The sequence below is a fragment of the Pedobacter endophyticus genome, assembly GCF_015679185.1.
GTDB classification, from domain to species: domain Bacteria; phylum Bacteroidota; class Bacteroidia; order Sphingobacteriales; family Sphingobacteriaceae; genus Pedobacter; species Pedobacter endophyticus.
Genome location: NZ_CP064939.1, coordinates 5,038,316 through 5,058,063, shown reverse-complemented (window position 1 = coordinate 5,058,063; position 19,748 = coordinate 5,038,316). Strand labels below are relative to the sequence as shown.

The window sequence follows — 19,748 nt, the reverse complement described above, 5'->3', positions numbered from 1 at the left end:
GGGGTCGGGAGTCCGAAAGCCAGAGGTTTGGGAGTGAAAAGACTGAAGTTTAAAGGTTAAAGCTGAAAGCTCAAAGCTGAAAGGCCAAAGCTGTGCCAAGGGCATCCCGTTGGGAAAAGACCAAAGCTTAAAGCTTAAAGAACAAAGTGCAAACTGAAAATTTACTACCCGCAACTTGATACTTGATTCTTAATACTTGATACTCGCTTCTTGATACAACTTAGATCTTCTTGAAAAAAAATTTGCAATTACCATTTTCTTCCTTAACTTTGAAAAACAAAGCACTTTTAAAATGGACAGCTCGCAGGAACAACTTAATGCATTGAAAGACATCAGAGAAATGATGGATAGATCTTCGCGATTTATTTCGTTAAGCGGGTTATCGGGCGTTTTTGCAGGGGTAATTGCGCTTATCGGTGCCTATTTTGCGCAGGTTGAGATCGATAAGTTTAAAAGCGGCGATGTTTACAGATATGGTGTTTCAGGAGAGCTCGATTTGGAGTATAATCTCATTAAACTGGCCTTTATCATCTTATTCGTTGCCCTGGCCGGAGGAATTTTGTTTACTTATAGAAAAAGCCAACGCAGCGGCTTACCCATTTGGGACAAAACCTTTAAGTCGCTCATCATTAATCTGTTTGTACCTATTGTTGCGGGTGGCCTGTTTATTATCGCTTTGCTGGTTAACCACCCCAATACTTATAGCATTATTGCGCCAACCTGTTTAATCTTCTACGGGCTGGGGCTTGTTAACGCAAGCAAATACACATTCAGCGACATTAAATATTTGGGATATCTTGAGATTATATTGGGATTGATTTGCATGTTTAATGTGGGCTACGGATTAATTTTCTGGGCGTTCGGTTTTGGTATATTACATATTATTTATGGGCTTTTAATGTATTTCAAGTACGAAAAAGGCAAATAGGATGAAGAACCCCATAGCAGATTTAAATAAGATTTTTGATAGCAGAATCAGGCTGGGCGTAATGTCTGTTCTGGTTGTGAACGATGAGATCGGCTTTAACGACCTAAAACAAATGCTCGAATTAACGGATGGAAACCTCGCCTCGCACCTCACTACCTTGGAGCAGGCCGAATTTATCAAAGTACATAAAGGTTTTGTGGGGCGAAAAACGAGTACTACCTACACCATTACTCCGTTAGGAAAACAAGCATTCAAGGCGCATTTAGATGCCCTCGAAAAAATGATCAGAAAACTATAACAATTTTTTTTTAACCATTTACTTTGAATTTCAAAGTACTTTTAAAAGCCCAAAGAATGAATCACGATAACGAACCCAGAATAATTTCAGTAGGTAAACGTGTTGCCCAATGCTCGGCCGTAATTGGCACATTTATCTTCCTGTGTTTCATGGTACTTAACAGGCTTGAGATAGCCATTTTCGGCCTCGCTTTTATCTTTTCTGCAGCGCTGGGCAACTTAATCGTTGTTTTGGTCTTATTGATCGAGATGAGCCGTAACGTTCAATACCGATCTAAAATAGCGGCTACCATCTTGTATACGCTGCTCAATATTCCGCTCGTTGTATGCTATTCCTTTATCGCAACAAAACTGATCTTTTAAACCTAAATCGAAATAAAATGAAAAATAAATCTAATTTTTTATTGGCCTCTACCCTCATTGGCGGCGTACTGTTTAACGCTATTTTCTGGGAAGAGAGACTCGCCCTAAACCTGTTCATTTATAGCCTGTTTATTATTGCCGTTATGCTGTTAAACAAAAGCATCAGCAAAAGCGCCAAGTTTGGGTTATATGCCGGGGCCCACTTGTTTGCAGCCGTTTTGGTTGTAGTTAACAATTCAGATCTTAGCCTTGCAGCCTATTATATTAGTTTACTTGCGTTTATAGGTTTTAGTCATTTCCAACAAATAAGAACGGTGTTTTTGGCTATTGTAAGCGCAGTTTTCCAGTTGATAACGGCTCCCGTGGGTCTGCTGCAAAATATGGGTAATGCCCAGCTTGGCACCTTTAACCTTAAACCAATGCTCAGGTTTTTTCGGTATATTATTCTACCCATTTTTATCATAATTGTTTTTACCTCCATATACTGTGCCGCAAACGAGGTATTTGCAGAAGCTGTAAACAGTATCTTAAACAAGATCGGGAATTTCTTTTACGATATTGTTCATTTCTTTTTTAAGGATATTAACATAAATCGAGTGCTATTCTTTTGCTTCGGGCTATTGGTTACCGCGGGTTTGTTGATTAAATTCATTAGCAATTTTATTGAACGATTGGAACTCTTGTTTAAGGAGCAACTTTTAAGACTAAAAAAAACTGAACATACGAATGGGATTTGGGTAGAATTTATGAGAATTTTTACCGGCAATTTGCCTAAACGGAAGCTCGGCCTTAAAACCGAATATATTATCGCACTAATTTCCTTCGCTTCCTTGAATCTGTTGCTATTATCATTAAATCTTGTCGATATCACCACGCTTTGGTTCAGCTACGAGCCCTCGGGCAGCCTATCTGCAAATGTGCACCATGGAGCCAACGCGTTAATTGCAAGTATTATTCTCGCCATGGTTGTGATCATTTTCTTTTTTCGCGGAAACCTGAACTTCTACAGCAAGAGCAAGCCATTAAGAGTTTTAGCCTACACCTGGATGGCCCAGAATTTTATATTGATTATTTCTGTGTTCATTCGTGATGGTTACTACATCGAGTTTTATGGCCTTACGCACAAAAGAATCGGTGTTGTTGTATTTGCAATTTTGTGTACTATCGGTTTGGCAACTGTTTACATTAAGGTCGCCAGACAAAAAACACTGTTCTATCTGCTAAAAGTAAATGGCAACGTTTGGTTTGTGCTTTTATTGGCCTTCGCCACCATAAATTGGGACGTTGTTATTGTGAGGTACAATTTAGCGCATACGGCATCGATAAGTCTCGATCCGGATTATTTGTTATCGCTTTCGGAAAAAACGCTGCCTATTCTAGATCAAAACAGAGCGATACTGTTGGCCGGTCCTTCTGTCGCTCCTCGCGAAGAAGTAGCTGTACAATCCACAAACAAGCAAATGTTGTATCAGATCGACACCCGGATACGCTTTTTTAAAGAACGTTGCGCACAACAAAGTTGGCTCTCGTGGAATTTGCAGGATTGGCATGCCGCTAAATATTTTGAAGTTGACGGAAATGAAGCGAAGTGACAAAATTTTGGCCATGGCTATTGCGTTGATGGGCCTGGCATGGTTTCTCTTAGATAATCTCATTAAAGATCTATTTGATATAACAATTCGCGAACCTCATAATAAATAGGTTATGAAAATCGGCCTTTCAAATAGCAGCTTCGATGGAAGTAAAAAACCGAAACATTTAAAATTTTCCAAATAACTAACAAAAACAATAAATTTAAACATCATGAAAAATCAAGTAACCACTAACACAGTAAGACTTACAATTATTTTAAGTGTAATCGCAGCTATCCTGTTTGTTCCATTAATCGCCATGCAGTTTACGACGGAGGTAAATTGGGATTTGACCGATTTCATAGCTGCAGGCGCGTTGCTATTAGGTGCCGGCCTGGCCATAGAACTTGTTTTTAGAACCGTTAAAACCGGCAATTTCCGAACAGTACTGTTCATCGTCATTTTACTGGCTTTGTTTTTAGTTTGGGCGGAGCTGGCGGTAGGTATCTTCGGATCGCCTCTAGCGGGAAGCTAATTTGTTTTAAGACCTGTTATCCGTCGGTTTCAACCGACGGCAAAAAAAATGGATGGTGCTTATACCCGTTTAAAAAGATAGACTTATCGGAATTTCATTACCGTTGGCTACAACCAACGGCTAGCAAGTGATGTTTTTGGCTTTAGCCATCATCGATTCACACACAACCTTCATTTTCTTGAAAAAATCGGCTATACCTATTTTGTTTAAAGGCTTTGAAATTGTAGATTTGGGCAAATTTTGTAGCAAATGAATATTCACGAATACCAGGGTAAACAAATATTAAAGAGTTTCGGTGTTAACGTTCAAGAAGGAATTGTTGCCGATACGCCAGAGCAAGCTGTTGAGGCTGCAAAGCAATTGAAAACTGATTATAACTCTGATTGGGTTGTAATTAAGGCGCAAATCCACGCTGGTGGTCGCGGTAAGGGCGGTGGCGTTAAGCTTGCCAAAAACCTCGATGAAGTAAAGCAACGCGCTACCGATATTATCGGCATGCAGTTGGTTACTCCGCAAACCGGACCAGAAGGTAAAAAAGTGAACAAGGTTTTAGTTGCTCAGGATGTTTATTATCCAGGTGCTTCTGAAACCAAAGAATTCTACATTTCAGTATTGCTGGATCGTGCAAAAGGCCGCAATATCATCATGTACAGTACCGAAGGCGGTATGGATATTGAAGAAGTTGCTGAGCATACACCACATTTGATTTTCAAAGAAGAAATTGACCCTAAAGTTGGTTTACAAGGTTTCCAGGCCCGCAAAATTGCGTTTAACTTAGGTGTTAGCGGTGGTGCTTTTAAAGAAATGGTAAAATTTGTTACTGCTTTATATAAGGCCTACGAGGCAACCGATTCATCGATGTTCGAAATCAACCCCGTGTTGAAAACCTCTGATGATAAAGTAATTGCAGTTGATGCGAAGGTTAATTTGGATGAAAACGGTTTGTTCCGTCACCCGGATTATGCAGCAATGCGTGATGTTACCGAAGAAGATCCGATGGAAGTTGAAGCCAGCGCTTCTAACTTAAACTTCGTCAATCTTGATGGTAACGTAGGTTGTATGGTTAACGGTGCTGGTTTGGCGATGGCAACCATGGATATTATTAAACTGGCTGGTGGTGAGCCTGCTAACTTCCTGGATGTTGGTGGAACTGCAAACGCACAAACCGTAAAGGCTGCATTCAATATTATTTTGAAAGACCCTAACGTTAAGGCCATCTTAATCAACATTTTCGGCGGTATTGTTCGTTGCGACCGTGTTGCACAAGGTGTTATCGATGCTTATAAAGAAATTGGAAACATTCCAGTGCCAATTATCTGCCGTTTACAAGGTACAAATGCCGAAGAAGCGAAGAAATTGATAGACGAATCGGGACTTAAGGTTTACTCGGCAATTGCTTTAAAAGAAGCAGCCGATTTAGTAACAAAAGTTTTGGCTTCTTAAGCCTAAAGCAAACATATTTATAAAACCTTTCAGTATAAACTGGAAGGTTTTTTTTGTTTATAACATTAGCGCGCTAAAGAGTTACATTTAAGCAAAACAATCGTTATTTAGGCACTCTTCCTCTACTGAAGTGTAATGCGGATTATAAAATACATCATTATGAATCCGTTAACGAAAAATGTATATTTGTTATAAAAGTCGAAATATGTTAGCCACAGAAAAAGGATATTACGAAAAAGGACAGATTATTTTAAAAGAGAAAGCGCCTGTGGAATCGAAAACTGAAATTATCGTAACCTTTTTAACGGATGAAAAGTCGCAAGTATCGAAGCGAATTCCCGGAGCGTTCGAAGGAAAAATATCCCTGCCTGACGATTTTAACGAACCTTTAGACGACTTAAAGGATTATATGTAATGGCATCTAATATTTATCTTTTAGATACACATTGCTTAATTTGGTTTCAGGAAAACAATCCAAGAATACCGAAAGACGTAATGAATGTTATTTTAGATACAGATAACATTATTTATTTCAATCAAATAAGCCTTTTCGAACTCTCGATAAAACAATCATTAGGAAAGCTAAGTCACTTTGATATTACTCTTGAAGATATATTTAACCAGGCTTTGGCAGACGGATTCACTTTTCTTCCAATAAAAAACTCATCGATATTTAATTACGGCAATGTTCCATTATTAGCGCAACATCGCGATCCGTTCGATCGTTTACTGATTTGTTCTGCAAGTGAAATAGATGCTACCCTAATATCCGCTGACGAAAAATTCGAACTTTATCCATATTTTGAAACTTCTTTGGCAATAACCTAAAAACATGAAAATCCTATATATCATTCCCCTAGCCATGATGCTAAGTTGCTGTTCGTCGGTTAAAAACCAAAGCGTAAGCGGTTCTGGCAAATTAGATACACAACTATTAAAAGATGTCGAAACGCTATCTTCTGACGCTTACCAAGGCCGAAAAACAGGAACAAAAGGCGCAGAGCTGGCAAGGGCCTACATTATTGAGCGTTTCCAAAAGCTGGGCCTAAAATCCTATCCGCAACATGTAAATTATGCGCAGGAATTTACTTTCAACTCCAGAAGCGGAGCAAAGGTAAACGGTACAAACATCATCGGCTACATTCCTGGTAAGGGCTCCAACGCAATTGTTGTTTCTGCACACTACGATCATTTGGGTGTGGTGAAAGATCAGGTTTTTAATGGCGCCGACGATAACGCCTCCGGCACAGCGGGCCTATTGAAAATTGCGGCCTATTTTGCAAAAAATAAACCCAACAACACCATTATTTTTGCGGCCTTTGATGCTGAGGAAATGGGTTTGCAGGGCGCTAAGGCATTTGTAGGAAATCCGCCAGTGCCCATTAACACCATTGCCGTGAATTTAAATATGGATATGATTAGCCATAGCGAAAAGGGCGAACTTTATGTTTGTGGCACCTTTAAATATCCGCAGCTAAAAAGATATGTAGACACTACCAGAAAGGATGTGAAGGTTATTTTGGGCCACGACGACCCTAAACTTGGGCACGACGACTGGACGAACCAGAGCGACCAGGGCGCTTTTAACGCCAAGAACATTCCATTTTTATACTTTGGTGTTGAAGATCATAAAGATTACCATAAAGCCACCGACGAATACCCAACCATTACCAAACAGTTCTTCAGCGATGCTTCTAATGCCGTTTTAGATGTTGTTAAAAGCATCGACAGGCAAACGGGTCTTCAGCAGTTGTTGAAGGATAAAATGATAATGAAAAATTAACGGCTTATTTTGGCTGCAATTCGAAATTTGGGGTTTCTTTAAAGCGCAAAGCCATAATTTATCGCATAAAATCGATGTTCTATTAAATATAGATCAAACCAAACAATTTTTTACTGTTTGGTTTGATTCATTTCTTTTTGGCTTTTCTCTAGTTTTTAAAGAGTGCTGCTGGTGTCTCCGGTGCCTCTACCCGGGTGCCGTCTTTGTATATAACAAACGCTGGCCTCCATTCAAATTTTAGCTTTGCAAACGGCAGGGTTTTCAACTCCATTAAATTATCATCATCCATTATCAAGCCTTGCTCAATCGTTTCAATTTCGCCATTGGCCGGAATATCATACGTTTTTTCCACTAAAAAACTCATCAACTCCTCTCCTTTTTCATTGTTAACGTGCAACATTCCCTTGAAGGCGCCAATTGCCTGTGGCTTATTGTTCGTTAATCGCAAGTGCACATCATACCGATCAGAATAGTCGTTATAAACCGACTCCTGATCGGCCAAGCTGATGTACTTGCTATCAGTAGCTGTAACAGCAAACACCTTATTAAAGGCCAATAATGCTGTATTGTATTTTTCAATTTCTTCCTTGTTTTTTAAATTTAATGCATGGGCATGGTCCAAAATTTTTCCATAGGTTATATCCAATGGCTTGCTGGGTGTTGCAATATTTTGGAACAGGTACTTTCCGATCTCGTCTGCTGCAGTTTTATAATCTTCCTCGGTGTACTTTTTTTCATCGCTTTTGATCTCTTCCATTACTTTTTTGTACTCCGTGAGTACAACTTTTTTGTCGAGATTGGATTTACATGCGCAAAAGGTGCTACATAATAAGGCTAAGAGCAATAATTTATTCATAATGTTTGGTTTTTTTAGCGTACTGGCACCTTGCCAACACTTAAGTAAAAATACAAATTATTCCTATAAGTTGTATAAGCTATCGAAATTAAATGCTTATGCAGCTTTCCTTTTATCTTTCCCGATCGTTTGCGAGGATTAATTTCTAACAAAAACCATAACCGATAAGTAAGCTTCAAAATAAAACTATAAAAATAGTTGATAAACTACAAAAATAGTTGTACCTTCATTTAATCAAACTATAAAAATAGTTACAATGATAAAAGAACTTACAAAAGCCGAAGAACAGGTTATGCTCATCCTTTGGGAAATGGGCGAAGCATTGGTAAAGGATATTATTCAAAATATGACCGATCCTAAACCAGCCTACAATACCGTTTCAACGGTAATTCGCGTGTTGGAATCGAAGGGTTTCGTTGACCATAAAGCGATAGGAAACACGCATATTTACTTCCCTATCATTAAAGAAACTGATTATAAGCATTTTGCACTTGGCAAAGTGATGAACAATTATTTTGAAAACTCGTATGAAACTCTCGTTTCGTTTTTGGTAAACGAAAAAAGCATGAGTGCCAAAGAGCTAAACGACCTTATTAAATTGGCTGAAAAACTTAAAAAAGACCAATCATGAGCTGGATTTATTATTTAATCGAGACTAATCTGTACCTCGCCATTTTTTATGGTTTCTATCGGTTGTTTTTGTGTAAAGAAACATTTTATGCAATAAACAGATACTACTTAATTGCGACGACAGCAATTGCTTTCGTCCTTCCCTTTTTTGAAGTGGGATTTCTAAAAAAGCCAGTGCCCTCAGTGATTGCTTATATCCCTACTGACGGAATCGATCAGATATATTTTCAGGCCCCACAAATCGAAGTACATGCGAACGAACCAACTGTTACAATTGCGCAGGTAGTAACTGCGATATATCTTTAAGTGACATTATTTTTTCTACTAAGACTGTCGTTCAGCCTGTTAAAAGTGATGCACATGAGAAAAGCACCTTCAATTATGTTGGAAAACGGGGTGAAACTCTTTGACTTGGAAAGATCGAAAGTTGCCTTTTCTTTTTTCAATATGATTTTTTTGGATCCCCAGCTTCCAGATAAGGACACCATAATAAGGCATGAGCTGGTACACATTAAGCAGCGACACAGCATCGACGTAGTGATTTTCGAAATGGTTCAGATTGTAAATTGGGTGAGCCCAATTACCTACCTCATTAAAAAAGATATTAAGTTAATACACGAGTTCTTAGCAGATGAAGGAGCAACCAGCAAAGGCGTTGAAAAATACAATTATGCTTTATTTCTAATTAAGAATGCTTCGGCAATTCAAGATGTTGCACTTAGCAATCAAATATTTGGTTCATCAAACTTAAAAAGCAGAATTAGCATGTTAAATCAAAAAAAATCGGCAAAATGGGCAAGGCTCAAACTGCTATTCGTATTACCTATTAGTATTGGAACACTTTGTATTTCGACGATGGCTTTTACAAAAGATTATGGTTTTATAGATATTTATTCAGGTACTAGCCAGATAAAAGTTATCATCAGACAAGATACTGTCAAAAAACCTTTCTATTCAAATGGAATTAATGTACCTAACCTAAAAACAGTCAACTTCGATTACAGCTATAATGACCGACTGAAAAAGCCAATGCCTATAACAAAAAGGTTGTTCGTGTTTAATGGCGAGGTGATTGAAGCTGGAACGTCTGGTGGAGCAAAAAATGTGGATCAGATTATATTATTAGATGCTGAAAATGGAATTAAGAGGTATGGACAAAAGGGAAAATATGGTGTAATCGAGGTCCGTGGTTCAAAAGCGGTAATGTTGAGCATCCCGCCTCCGCCTCCTCCAACAATGGCTCCTCCTCCTCCGCCAAAGGTTGCACCGCCGACAGTTGCACCGCCACCTCCCCCGAAAAATGAACCGACCCCCACAAACAAATCTGGAGCTGACGCTGCACCTACGGCTACAACTAATCAACAGCTATCTTTTTTTATTGATAGAAGTAAAAATCAAAAGCTCGTACTGCCTGAAAACGATAATCGCAATAGTATTTTAATTGCTAACAAATGGGGAAATGAGGTCTATAAAAGTGAAAAATATTTAAATGATTGGGACGGAAAAGGTGAGAATTTAAGCACAGGAAGCTATTTTTTTATTCAAAAAGAAATAAATAATCAGGGAGAAGTAGTTAACATCAACAGGGGGTACGTTAATGTAGTCGATTCAATGGGTGATTTTCTAAAATCCGGCAGCAATATAAAAGGAGAAAAGGTTTCGACCGTTGAACTGAGTAAGGACCAAGGCAACAAGCTGGTTTTCGCCAAAACTAGCGACAGACGCATGTTGACAATCTTTAATACACAAGGTAAGGGGATTTACAGAACTGATGATTATCAGAATAATTGGAATGCTAACGTCGGCAATCTACAAAATGGGCTGTATTATTTTAGCGTTGCTACGATTAATACTGCAGGCAGAAAAACGGGTTCTTCCACCGGATCAATTGCCTTAGTAAACTAGCATTTTCGCTACTGCGGTACATAAACCACATACTTGGTTTCAAAAAAGTCTTCCTCAAAATATGCTGAAAGCGGGTACAACTCTGCTTTCAGTTTCGATTCCTTGATCTCCTCCGCCAAATCGCCGCCTTTTAAATAAAGAATACCATTTGGAATCGCATTTAACGTGTCTTTTTTAAATTTCCCTTGTATCCAGGGATAAAATTCGCCCAAGCGGGTAACAGCCCTCGAAATTACAAAATTGAACTTCTCTTTAATTTGCTCTGCCCGTAAATGGTCGGCTCGCAAGTTTTCGAGGCCCAGCGCAGAGGCTACCTCTTTAACTACCTTAATTTTTTTCCCTATCGAATCGACCAGATAAAAATCAGTTTCCGGAAAAAGAATCGCCAAAGGAATACCTGGAAAACCGCCACCAGTGCCCACATCCAAAACAGATTCTCCGGCTTTAAACGTGCAAATTTTGGCTATTCCAAGCGAGTGTAAAACGTGGCGCTCATACAGTTCCTCAATATCCTTTCTCGAAATCACATTGATTTGCGCATTCCAGTGACTGTAAAGGTCAAACAGCTGCGAAAACTGATCGATTTGTTTCGCTGTTAAATCTGGAAAGTATTTTAGAATAATATCGGGTTTTACATCAGCCATAATCTAGTAGTTTAATTTTTTATTTCCAGTCGACCTTTTTTTTGCCAAACATCGCCAGAAACCCATTCAATGTTAAAAACAGAAACAAAAGTATATCTAATATTGGGAACCACCAACGCAAATCGCCATAGTTTAATCGCTTAAGTAATTTCGGATAAACAAGCGATCTGATCACAATGCTAAACAACAGTATTCCACCAGCAACATATTGGGCCTCCCTACTTAAAAACAGGCAGCCAACGAAAAAGCCGTAAAACAAAAACTGAAAGATGATCTGCATGCTCAAAACGAACTTATGTTTTGATTTATAGAGCTTTCCGGCGCCAAAATGACGCTTTTTCTGCTTTAAATAGCCGCTCCATGTGGTTTTGGGCTCGCTCCACACATGTCCGTCAGGGTTCAATCTAATTTCGGTATTGTTGCTACTGGCATGTGCATTTACAAAAAGATCATCATCGCCCGATGGGATGTGCATATGCGCAGCAAAACCCTTATTCTTAAAAAACAGCGCTTTCTTATAAGCCATGTTTCGGCCCACGCCCATGTAAGGCATCCCTTTAATGGCAAAACCTAAATAGTTTGCGGCAGTAAAAAAAGTTTCGAAACGGATAAGCGCATTCAGCAACCCCCGGCGTTTTAAATAAGGCGAATAACCCAGCACAATTTCTACCCGGTCATCTGCAGGTTGCTGCATATCCAACAACCAATTTTCCGTTGCCGGCATGCAATCGGCATCGGTAAATACCAACCAATCGTATTTAGCAGCCTTTATGCCCATAGTTACTGCAAACTTCTTTCCGGCAATAAATTTATCGTTATCCAGTATTTTAACAACCTTTAAATTGGGGTGTTTCTTGTCCATTTCATCTAAATACTCCTCAGTTCCATCCCACGATCGATCGTTTACCACAACAACCTCATATTCAACGTAGTTTTGCGACATCAGCGTAGACAAATATTGGTTAAGGTTGGCAATTTCGTTTCTGGCACAAACAATTACACTAACCGGCTTCCTGGACACTGCCGGAATCTCTTCAATTGTTGCATTAGCAAGCTTTAAATGAACAAACAATACATAATAAAGCTGAATCAATAGGCAAAAAGCCAATGAGGAGAGCAGCACAATTTCAAGCGGAGATAATATCACAATGGTAAAATAAATAGGCGCAAATTTCTCATTTTTAATCTGTAATCCCCTTTATGTTGATAAATATACTGAAGCCGTAAGCTAAAGGGGGTAAGGCGTAGGGTTTAGACGCGTAGAAAGCCTAAAATTCAGACGTCAAGCTCAAACCAAAGCCCAAAGCTTAAATGGCAATTTAATGTGTTTAAGGCGATAAAAAAGTTAGCGTAACGCTATTTAAAAATATACCCTCAATTTTTGTTATTTTTGGCAGATTTTTGACGAGAAAAAACACTTATGAAGTTTAGTTTACAGGCGAAAGATTTACAGTCTAAAGCCAGGGCCGGAACAATTACCACTGCTCATGGCGAAATACAAACCCCCATTTTTATGCCTGTTGGTACCGCCGGAACGGTTAAAGCCGTTCACCAGCGGGAATTAAAACAAGATATCGACGCTCAAATTATCCTCGGTAACACTTATCACTTATACCTCAGACCGGGTTTAGACATTTTGGAGAGGGCTGGGGGATTACACCAGTTCATCGGCTGGGACAGGCCAATTTTGACCGACAGCGGTGGTTATCAAGTGTACTCGCTGAGTAAAGTACGCAAGATTAAGGAAGAAGGAGTTACCTTTAACTCGCATATTGATGGCTCAAAGCACTTGTTTACGCCCGAATATGCAATGGATATTCAACGCACCATTGGCGCCGATATTATTATGGCGTTTGATGAGTGTACACCCTACCCGTGCGATTATCGCTATGCGGCCGAATCGATTAAAATGACGCACCGCTGGTTACAGCGCTGTTGTACGCATTTCGACAATACGGAACCGAAGTACGGGTTCGACCAAACACTTTTCCCAATTGTTCAGGGTTCTGTTTACAAGGATCTGCGAATAAAATCGGCAGAGTTTATTGCAAGTATGGAACGTGAGGGAAATGCAATCGGCGGACTTTCTGTGGGCGAACCTGCCGAAGAGATGTATGCAATGACCGAGGTAGTTTGTGATATATTACCGTACGAAAAACCACGTTATTTAATGGGCGTAGGGACACCAATTAACATACTGGAAAACATTGCCCTTGGCGTAGATATGTTCGATTGTGTAATGCCAACACGCAACGCCCGCAACGGCATGTTGTTTACTAGGAACGGCATTATCAACATCAGAAATAAAAAATGGGAAGACGATTTTTCGCCGTTGGATGCTGAAAGCGATCTGCATGTGGATAAAGTAACGAGCAAAGCCTATTTACGACATTTGGTGCATAGTAATGAGATGCTTGGCGCACAAATTGCTACCTTGCACAATCTGCATTTTTATTTGTGGCTCGTAAAGCAGGCCCGCGAAAAAATCCTTGCAGGCGAGTTTTACGAATGGAAAAATAAAATGGTTAAAGTTTTAGGCAATAAACTATAAAATGAGTCTGTTAAAAGGGAAAATCAAGATCATCGATCAATACATCATCGGAAAATACCTGGGTACATTTGTGTACACCCTGGCCATTTTTGTGATTATAATTGTTGTGTTCGACATATCGGAAAAGATGGATGATTTTATGAAAAGCGGCCTAAGTTTCTGGGGAATTGTTTCTCAGTATTACGCAGGCTCGGTTCCCTTTTATGTTAATATGCTTTCTCCGCTCATCAATTTTATTGCGGTAATTTTCTTTACAGCAAAAATGGCCGATCAAACGGAGATTGTGCCGATATTGAGCGGCGGTGTAAGCTTCAACAGGTTCTTATTCCCTTATTTTGTGTCTGCAAGCATTATATTTTCTGTTAACCTTGCTTCAAACCTGTACATATTACCTTATACCAATACTTTAAAAAACAAGTTTGAGAATACGTATGTAAAGCGAAACGACCCATCCACAAAGTCGAACATCCACATGAAACTGGATGACAAAACTTATATCTTCATCGACAATTTCGATAACAAGACCAACTCTGGTTATCGGTTCTCGTTGGATAATTTTGAGGGAGATGTGCTGACAAAAAAGATTATCGCCGAAAATATTAAATGGGATTCGCTTAAACGAAAATGGCAGCTAAGTAACTATTCCATCCGCAAAATTGATGGCCTTAAAGAGACTATGATTTATGGAAACGGAAAGCTAAAAGATACCATTTTGGATATGCGCCCAAATGATTTTTCTGCCTATGATAATGTGGTGCAAAACCTAACCACACACGAACTTTCGGTAAAGATTCAGAAAGAAAAGATACGTGGTACGGGCATTATGAACGACCTGCAGTTTGAACGTTATAAACGCTATTTCCACCCCCTTTCGGCATTTGTTTTAACGCTGATTGGCGTGGCGCTTTCCTCACGAAAAGTACGCGGTGGCGTCGGTGTTTCTTTGGGTATCGGCATATTCATCAGCTTCGCTTACATTGTGTTTAATCAATTTGCACAAATGTTCTCAACAAAGGGTGGGCTGCCGCCGTTGGTTGCAGTAGTTATGCCATCAATCTTCTTTGGCCTGCTGGGTTTATACTTGCTCAGGAAAGCTCCAAAATAGCGTATGGATGCAACAAAAAAGAACCTCCTGATACTGCACTTAACGGTATTGGTTTGGGGCTTTACCGGCGTACTCGGTAAAGTAATTTCTATTGATGCCGTACCGTTGGTTTGGTACAGGGTATTAATTGCTACGGTAACCCTTTTCGCCTGGTTTCTGGCTACTAAAAAGAATATCGCCGTCACCAAAAAACAGTTTTACCAGTTCTTCGCAACCGGGGCATTAGTGGCCATTCATTGGATTTTTTTCTTCCACGCCATCAAGGTTTCCACCGTTTCCGTTACACTGGTTTGCCTTTCGTCATTCACCTTGTTTACGGCAATTTTAGAGCCGCTGATTAAGAAACTACCACTACAGCCGGGCGACATTTTTGTCGGTCTGTTAATCATCCTTGGCATCTATCTGATCTTTAAGTTTGAGAGCCAATACACCTTGGGAATCATCTTTGGTTTACTGGCAGCCGTGGCTTCGAGTTTGTTCTCCATTATCAACTCTACGCTGGTGCAAAAAAGCGAACCTGCAATCATCGGATTTTACGAACTGGTGGGGGCATTGTTCTGGATCACCTTGTACCGATTATACAACGGATCGCTCATTAACACGCACTTCAACATGAACACAATGGACTGGGTATACGTTGCAATTTTAGGCACCGTGTGTACATCCGTAGCCTACGTGGCGGGCGTTTCGGTAATGCGAACATTATCCGCTTTTCGGGTAGCATTAATTACCAATTTAGAACCCGTTTATGGGGTTTTGCTGGCATTCCTTTTCTTCAAACTACAGAGCAAATGACAGGCGGATTTTACGCCGGAGCAATCATTATTCTTGGTTCGATATTCCTGTATCCAGTTTATAAAAAGAGAAGAAACAAGCACTAAATTTAACCGTAAGAAGCCGCATAATTTGTCGCGAAAAACAGCAATAAAAGCAGGCACCATTTGAGCAAAAAACTCTAGGCGATACTACTCCTGTTGAAGTCATAATTCCGATCAAAAATTGACCGATCACAGGCAACAAAACCGAGCGCTAAAATCTCCATGCTATTAAGATTTAGTACCGACTAAAACATCCAAAAAAAGCACCTATAAAACACTCGTGTAATTCGGTATCTGGCCGCTTTAAATCGGCTGATTTGTTAGCACATTCACCATGAATCTGACACCTGAAACTTCACCTTCACGGCAATCAAAAACAAGGTAATTTTACCCATCGACTTCGGTACACAACATCCAATGAAATTATAAATACTTTTAAAGTACATCAGAATTTCATTGCAGTAGCAAAGAAACAAGAACGTTATCGGTGCTTGTACTTAACCTATTTGGGCAATAAAAAGCGCATATAGTATTGATAAAATACAGGAAAACATTCATTCACCCTAATAAATAGCAGCGTTTATTAACTTTTACCCAAACCACGGTTCTACTCCAGAAAATAATTATAACTTATTGTTAATCAAGTTGATAAAACTCAGCATGAAGGTTTGAGATAAAAATGAATTGAAAATTCAGATTTGAGCAATATCGCAAGGAAATTGCATTAGCGGCTCGATTTTAATCCAGTTTTGGACCTCAAAACCTCCGCTTGATATACATATTTCACTAAGAATAAGGTTGCAAGTAAGAAAAATAACAGGAGAAATCTGTTGTTTTGAAGTGATATGAGATACATTTTTTTTGAAAACGCAGACTGTTTTTTCAGCACCGAATGGACAGTTCGAGTGCCGAAGTTCGAAAGTAATACGGTCGCTCAGGCGCAAAATTATCACAGAATTTATTCTGCCATTTAGTCATAAATAAAATTTTACTCTTTTAATTGTCTTGTCCTATTCTGGAAAAAGAAGTCTGGTTTTAAAAATATAGCGACCTCTTTTACCTTGCACTTCTCGATCTCGTTTACCCAATTTCTCTTTTTACAAACGCATCATTAGGGCCGATGCTGGAGTTAATAAATTTAGATCAAGACTGATTTCGCGGGGATATACTTTGAACCATGTTCCTGAACGCAAAATTCCATTCTACTGAAAGTTTAGTCAGCCTGAAAAATCGTAAGGTAAATCAGTAACCATCAAAAAAATTTTCAAGGAAAATCGATTATTAAGTGTAAATTAATGGCTTAAAGCGTTTAAAAGACAAATCGATGTTTCTGCTTCAAAAACATCAATTAAAACGCATAGATCAATCCATTTACAATGGAGAAACCAACTTTATTTAAACTACACAAGATACTGTTAATCAGTCTATAAAAATAATCAAATAAATTAACGATTAATATAAAGAGAAATTGAAAAAAATCGAAAAACTAATAATTTTAGCAATTCAATTTTATGACGTCAAATAACATACTCAATAAATTACTTATCAGCATATTAACGATAATTACATTAAGTTTAAGTTCAGTATCAGTTTTTGGGCAAATTTTCAGCACTGCTCAGAACCCCCTTAGTGTAAAGTGGAGGTATATTCGCGCTGACGGCTTCAAGATCATCTACCCTGACAAACTAGAAATCGAAGCGCAACGAATGGCCAATACCTTGCCGCTTACTTACCGTAGGGTGGCGACTGGCTTAGGGCAACAAAATACCTCCATCCCACTCTTGCTGCAAAATCAGGAAACAATCGCAAATGGCTTCGTTCAGCTGGGGCCGAAGAAAGCAGAGCTTTACGCAACACCGCCCCAGTACTTTGATAGTCAAGATTGGTTAAACAACCTTGCGGTACACGAACTCCGACACGTTGCACAGTTTGACAAATTGACAGGAGCGCAGGCGCACCCCTTTCCCGAGTTGGTTTATTTCGCTTACTTTGGTGCGGGGTTGCCCACCTGGTTTTTTGAGGGCGATGCCGTAGTTACCGAAACCGCTTGGACCGAGTCGGGCCGGGGCCGACAGCCGAATTGGATCATGCCTTTTAGAGCTTCAGTTTTGGAGGGCAAAAAGTTCTCTTACAGTAAAGCGTATTTCGGCTCGAACCGAGACGTTACTCCGGGCTACTACCAGATGGGTTATTTGATGGCGGCGGACATGAGAGAAAAATATGGAAGGTTTTTTTCAGACAGCCTGTTGACCGACATCAGACGGAGGCCGCTAAGGCTTTATCCGTTTTCGCGGAGCCTTAAAAAATTCTCTAATCAAAACACGAAAAACTATTTCTTATCGGTTCAAAAAAACGCAACCGAAAAATGGAAAAATCAGGAAGAAAATAATGAGACTGAAAACTATAAAAGCATCAACAAAAAAACGGGTGTGGCAACAAATTATTTCTTGCCGGTTCGGTTAAACAAAAACAGAATTTTAGCACTTAAAGAAAGTAAACAAGAGGCACGATATTTCGTGGTTATAAATGAAGATCAATCTGAACAAAAATTATTTGGAATCGGCTATCAGGAACAGCCCTGGTTTAGCTACAAAAATGGCGTGGTTGTATGGGACGAAATTCGTTACGATCCGCGATACAAACAAAGGAGTTACAGCGTAATTTGTTCGTATAATTTGAAGACAAAAAAATTTAAAAAACTGAGCAGCAAAAGTCGGCTCTTCTCCCCTAGCCTATCTGCAGATGGAAAGAAAATAATTGCTTCGAAAGTTGAGCTCAACAACCAGTTTAATCTGGTCGAAATTGATGCGGTGGCTGGCAACATCACAAAGGTTTATCCGAACCCCGAAAACGCGATCTTACAAACACCAGGTTTCGACAAAAGCGGAAATCGCATTGTGTACATCAGCGTAAGCGAAAAAGGAAAAAGCTTGTGCCTGCTTGACAGCAATAAAAAGACGGTGCTGATTGGCAACAGCCGGCAGCAGTTGAGCAGGCCAATCTTTATCGGGGATAAAATTGTTTTTAATGCGCACTTTAATGGCATCGACAACATTTATTCCATCGATATCGAAACGAAAAAAATTACGGCTTTAAGCAATTCGAAATACGGCGCTTTCAATCCTTCAGAAACGGAAGATGGAGCGATCATTTTTAACGATTACAAAATGAACGGTTATGAGATTGCGGAGGAAAGGTTGACCGAAAAACCTGTGGGCGAAAATAGTTTTGTAGATTTTTCTGCGGCGGCTGAGCAGCAGGAAAATGTGGGCAATGTTTTTGCGAACATTCCGGACAGCACTTTCAAATCGGAGCCATACCATCAGGCACTAAATCTATTTTCATTTCACAGTATCGTGCCCGTTATCGATAATGAATATGTGTTTGGACTTGAGCTTCAATCGAACAATTTGTTAAACACGATGGATTTTTACACGGGCGCAAAATATCACCGCGATCTACACCGATTTGAATACACGGCAGACGTTAGCTACAAGGCGCTCTATCCTGTGTTAAGCGTTCTGTATCGCGACCGACCGAGAAGATCGTTCTATCGATCTAAAAATGCGATTCAGCAAGGCGACTGGCGTGAACACTACATCAAGTTTAATGCTTCCCTTCCATTATCGTTCAATGCCCGCAATCAAAATTATGCGTTTACGTTAAACGCCGCAACCAGTTTTACGCAACGCTACCAGCCTGAAAATATGCCGACCAATTTTATTCGCAGACTTAAGTTTCCGCTGGAGTACAATTTCACATTCAATCACAGTGTGCGCACGACGGAGCGAGACATTGCGCCAAAATGGGCGCAGGTTTTGAGGGCCACTTACAACCACCAGCCGTTCGATAAAAATCTTGGCGGCGAAATCATGGCTTTGGAAAGCTTCTTCTACTTCCCCGGTTTTTTCAAAAACCATAGTTTTCTGGCGAGCTTCAATTATCAAAAAGCTTCTGGCGTAAACCAATATGCAACTGAAATTGCAACGGTTTATGGTTACAACAATATTTTGGCAAAAAGCAAATTGCAGAATAGCATGCTCTTTAATTACCGTTTTCCCTTTGCCTTTCCTGATTGGGAAATCGGTCCGCTGGCGTATGTTCGAAACTTTAGGGCAGGTTTATTTTGCCATTACGAAAATATTGGCGTAGATTCAAACATTGGAGCGCCCAAAACTTACGGTTTTGAGCTAAATACGAGCGTAAACATTTTAAGGTATCAACCTGTTGTTGATTTAGGAACAAGGGTTGTTTTCGTTAATAAAATTTACAATCAGCATCCGATATTTGAATTTTCATTTAATTATAGCTTTTAACCA

At 39.6% G+C, this 19,748-nt stretch carries 19 protein-coding genes; 16 read left to right on the top strand and 3 right to left on the bottom strand.

What is annotated here, in order from left to right; translation table 11 throughout:
• Positions 1–292 precede the first annotated feature (292 nt).
• The 9 genes from IZT61_RS20595 to IZT61_RS20555 all read left to right on the top strand — a co-directional run bounded on the left by IZT61_RS20595 (position 293) and on the right by IZT61_RS20555 (position 6,920).
• A complete protein-coding gene (locus IZT61_RS20595; RefSeq protein WP_196098876.1) occupies positions 293–928 on the top strand; it encodes a hypothetical protein in 636 nt (211 codons plus the stop codon).
• Between the two features lies 1 nt (position 929).
• Complete coding sequence (locus IZT61_RS20590) at positions 930–1,226, top strand: winged helix-turn-helix domain-containing protein (protein ID WP_196098875.1); 297 nt, start codon at positions 930–932, stop codon at positions 1,224–1,226.
• A gap of 56 nt (positions 1,227–1,282) precedes the next feature.
• Entirely contained in the window at positions 1,283–1,588 is a 306-nt protein-coding gene (locus IZT61_RS20585) for a hypothetical protein (RefSeq protein WP_196098874.1), read from the top strand.
• A gap of 17 nt (positions 1,589–1,605) precedes the next feature.
• Complete coding sequence (locus IZT61_RS20580; RefSeq protein ID WP_196098873.1) at positions 1,606–3,180, top strand: DUF4153 domain-containing protein; 1,575 nt, start codon at positions 1,606–1,608, stop codon at positions 3,178–3,180.
• Positions 3,181–3,391: 211 nt separating this feature from the next.
• Positions 3,392–3,694 (top strand): hypothetical protein, encoded by a 303-nt coding sequence (locus IZT61_RS20575; RefSeq protein ID WP_196098872.1) that lies wholly within the window; start codon positions 3,392–3,394, stop codon positions 3,692–3,694.
• A gap of 249 nt (positions 3,695–3,943) precedes the next feature.
• Positions 3,944–5,137, top strand: coding sequence for an ADP-forming succinate--CoA ligase subunit beta (gene sucC, locus IZT61_RS20570; protein ID WP_196098871.1), 1,194 nt, complete (start codon positions 3,944–3,946; stop codon positions 5,135–5,137).
• Between the two features lie 205 nt (positions 5,138–5,342).
• Positions 5,343–5,552, top strand: a complete 210-nt coding sequence (locus tag IZT61_RS20565) for a DUF2281 domain-containing protein (RefSeq protein ID WP_196098870.1) — start codon at positions 5,343–5,345, stop codon at positions 5,550–5,552.
• Positions 5,552–5,965: a type II toxin-antitoxin system VapC family toxin gene (locus tag IZT61_RS20560; RefSeq protein ID WP_196098869.1), complete on the top strand. Its 414-nt coding sequence runs from the start codon at positions 5,552–5,554 to the stop codon at positions 5,963–5,965. Before IZT61_RS20565 ends, IZT61_RS20560 begins: the two co-directional genes overlap by 1 nt.
• Positions 5,966–5,969: 4 nt before the next feature.
• A complete protein-coding gene (locus IZT61_RS20555; RefSeq protein ID WP_196098868.1) occupies positions 5,970–6,920 on the top strand; it encodes a M28 family peptidase in 951 nt (316 codons plus the stop codon).
• Positions 6,921–7,068: 148 nt separating this feature from the next.
• On the opposite strand, the gene IZT61_RS20550 is transcribed toward IZT61_RS20555, so the two are convergent.
• Entirely contained in the window at positions 7,069–7,776 is a 708-nt protein-coding gene (locus tag IZT61_RS20550) for a gluzincin family metallopeptidase (protein WP_196098867.1), read from the bottom strand.
• A gap of 256 nt (positions 7,777–8,032) precedes the next feature.
• Between IZT61_RS20550 and IZT61_RS20545 the strand changes: the two genes are divergently transcribed.
• From IZT61_RS20545 to IZT61_RS20535, 3 genes are read left to right on the top strand one after another with little or no spacing between them, the layout of a single operon-like run.
• Entirely contained in the window at positions 8,033–8,407 is a 375-nt protein-coding gene (locus tag IZT61_RS20545) for a BlaI/MecI/CopY family transcriptional regulator (RefSeq protein ID WP_196098866.1), read from the top strand.
• Positions 8,404–8,712 carry a hypothetical protein gene (locus tag IZT61_RS20540; RefSeq protein WP_196098865.1) on the top strand — a complete coding sequence of 103 codons (309 nt, stop codon included), beginning with the start codon at positions 8,404–8,406 and terminating at the stop codon, positions 8,710–8,712. Before IZT61_RS20545 ends, IZT61_RS20540 begins: the two co-directional genes overlap by 4 nt.
• Before the next feature lie 48 nt (positions 8,713–8,760).
• Positions 8,761–10,311, top strand: coding sequence for a T9SS type B sorting domain-containing protein (locus IZT61_RS20535; RefSeq protein WP_317193167.1), 1,551 nt, complete (start codon positions 8,761–8,763; stop codon positions 10,309–10,311).
• Positions 10,312–10,319: 8 nt separating this feature from the next.
• Here IZT61_RS20535 and rsmG read toward each other — a convergent pair whose 3' ends face one another.
• Together rsmG and IZT61_RS20525 are read right to left on the bottom strand one after the other, a co-directional pair.
• Positions 10,320–10,955: a 16S rRNA (guanine(527)-N(7))-methyltransferase RsmG gene (gene rsmG / locus IZT61_RS20530; RefSeq protein WP_196098863.1), complete on the bottom strand. Its 636-nt coding sequence runs from the start codon at positions 10,953–10,955 to the stop codon at positions 10,320–10,322.
• 19 nt (positions 10,956–10,974) lie between these two features.
• Positions 10,975–12,102, bottom strand: a complete 1,128-nt coding sequence (locus tag IZT61_RS20525; protein ID WP_230383786.1) for a glycosyltransferase — start codon at positions 12,100–12,102, stop codon at positions 10,975–10,977.
• 273 nt (positions 12,103–12,375) lie between these two features.
• Here IZT61_RS20525 and tgt point away from each other — a divergent pair, with 273 nt between their 5' ends.
• From tgt to IZT61_RS20505, 4 genes are all read left to right on the top strand, one after another.
• Positions 12,376–13,506, top strand: coding sequence for a tRNA guanosine(34) transglycosylase Tgt (gene tgt / locus IZT61_RS20520; protein WP_196098862.1), 1,131 nt, complete (start codon positions 12,376–12,378; stop codon positions 13,504–13,506).
• A 1-nt stretch (position 13,507) separates the two neighbouring features.
• Positions 13,508–14,611, top strand: coding sequence for an LptF/LptG family permease (locus tag IZT61_RS20515; RefSeq protein ID WP_196098861.1), 1,104 nt, complete (start codon positions 13,508–13,510; stop codon positions 14,609–14,611).
• Between the two features lie 3 nt (positions 14,612–14,614).
• The gene (locus IZT61_RS20510) at positions 14,615–15,406 is read left to right on the top strand and encodes a DMT family transporter (RefSeq protein WP_317193166.1); all 792 of its coding nucleotides are present in this window, start codon (positions 14,615–14,617) and stop codon (positions 15,404–15,406) included.
• 1,534 nt (positions 15,407–16,940) lie between these two features.
• Positions 16,941–19,745 (top strand): TolB family protein, encoded by a 2,805-nt coding sequence (locus IZT61_RS20505; protein WP_196098860.1) that lies wholly within the window; start codon positions 16,941–16,943, stop codon positions 19,743–19,745.
• Positions 19,746–19,748 lie beyond the last annotated feature (3 nt).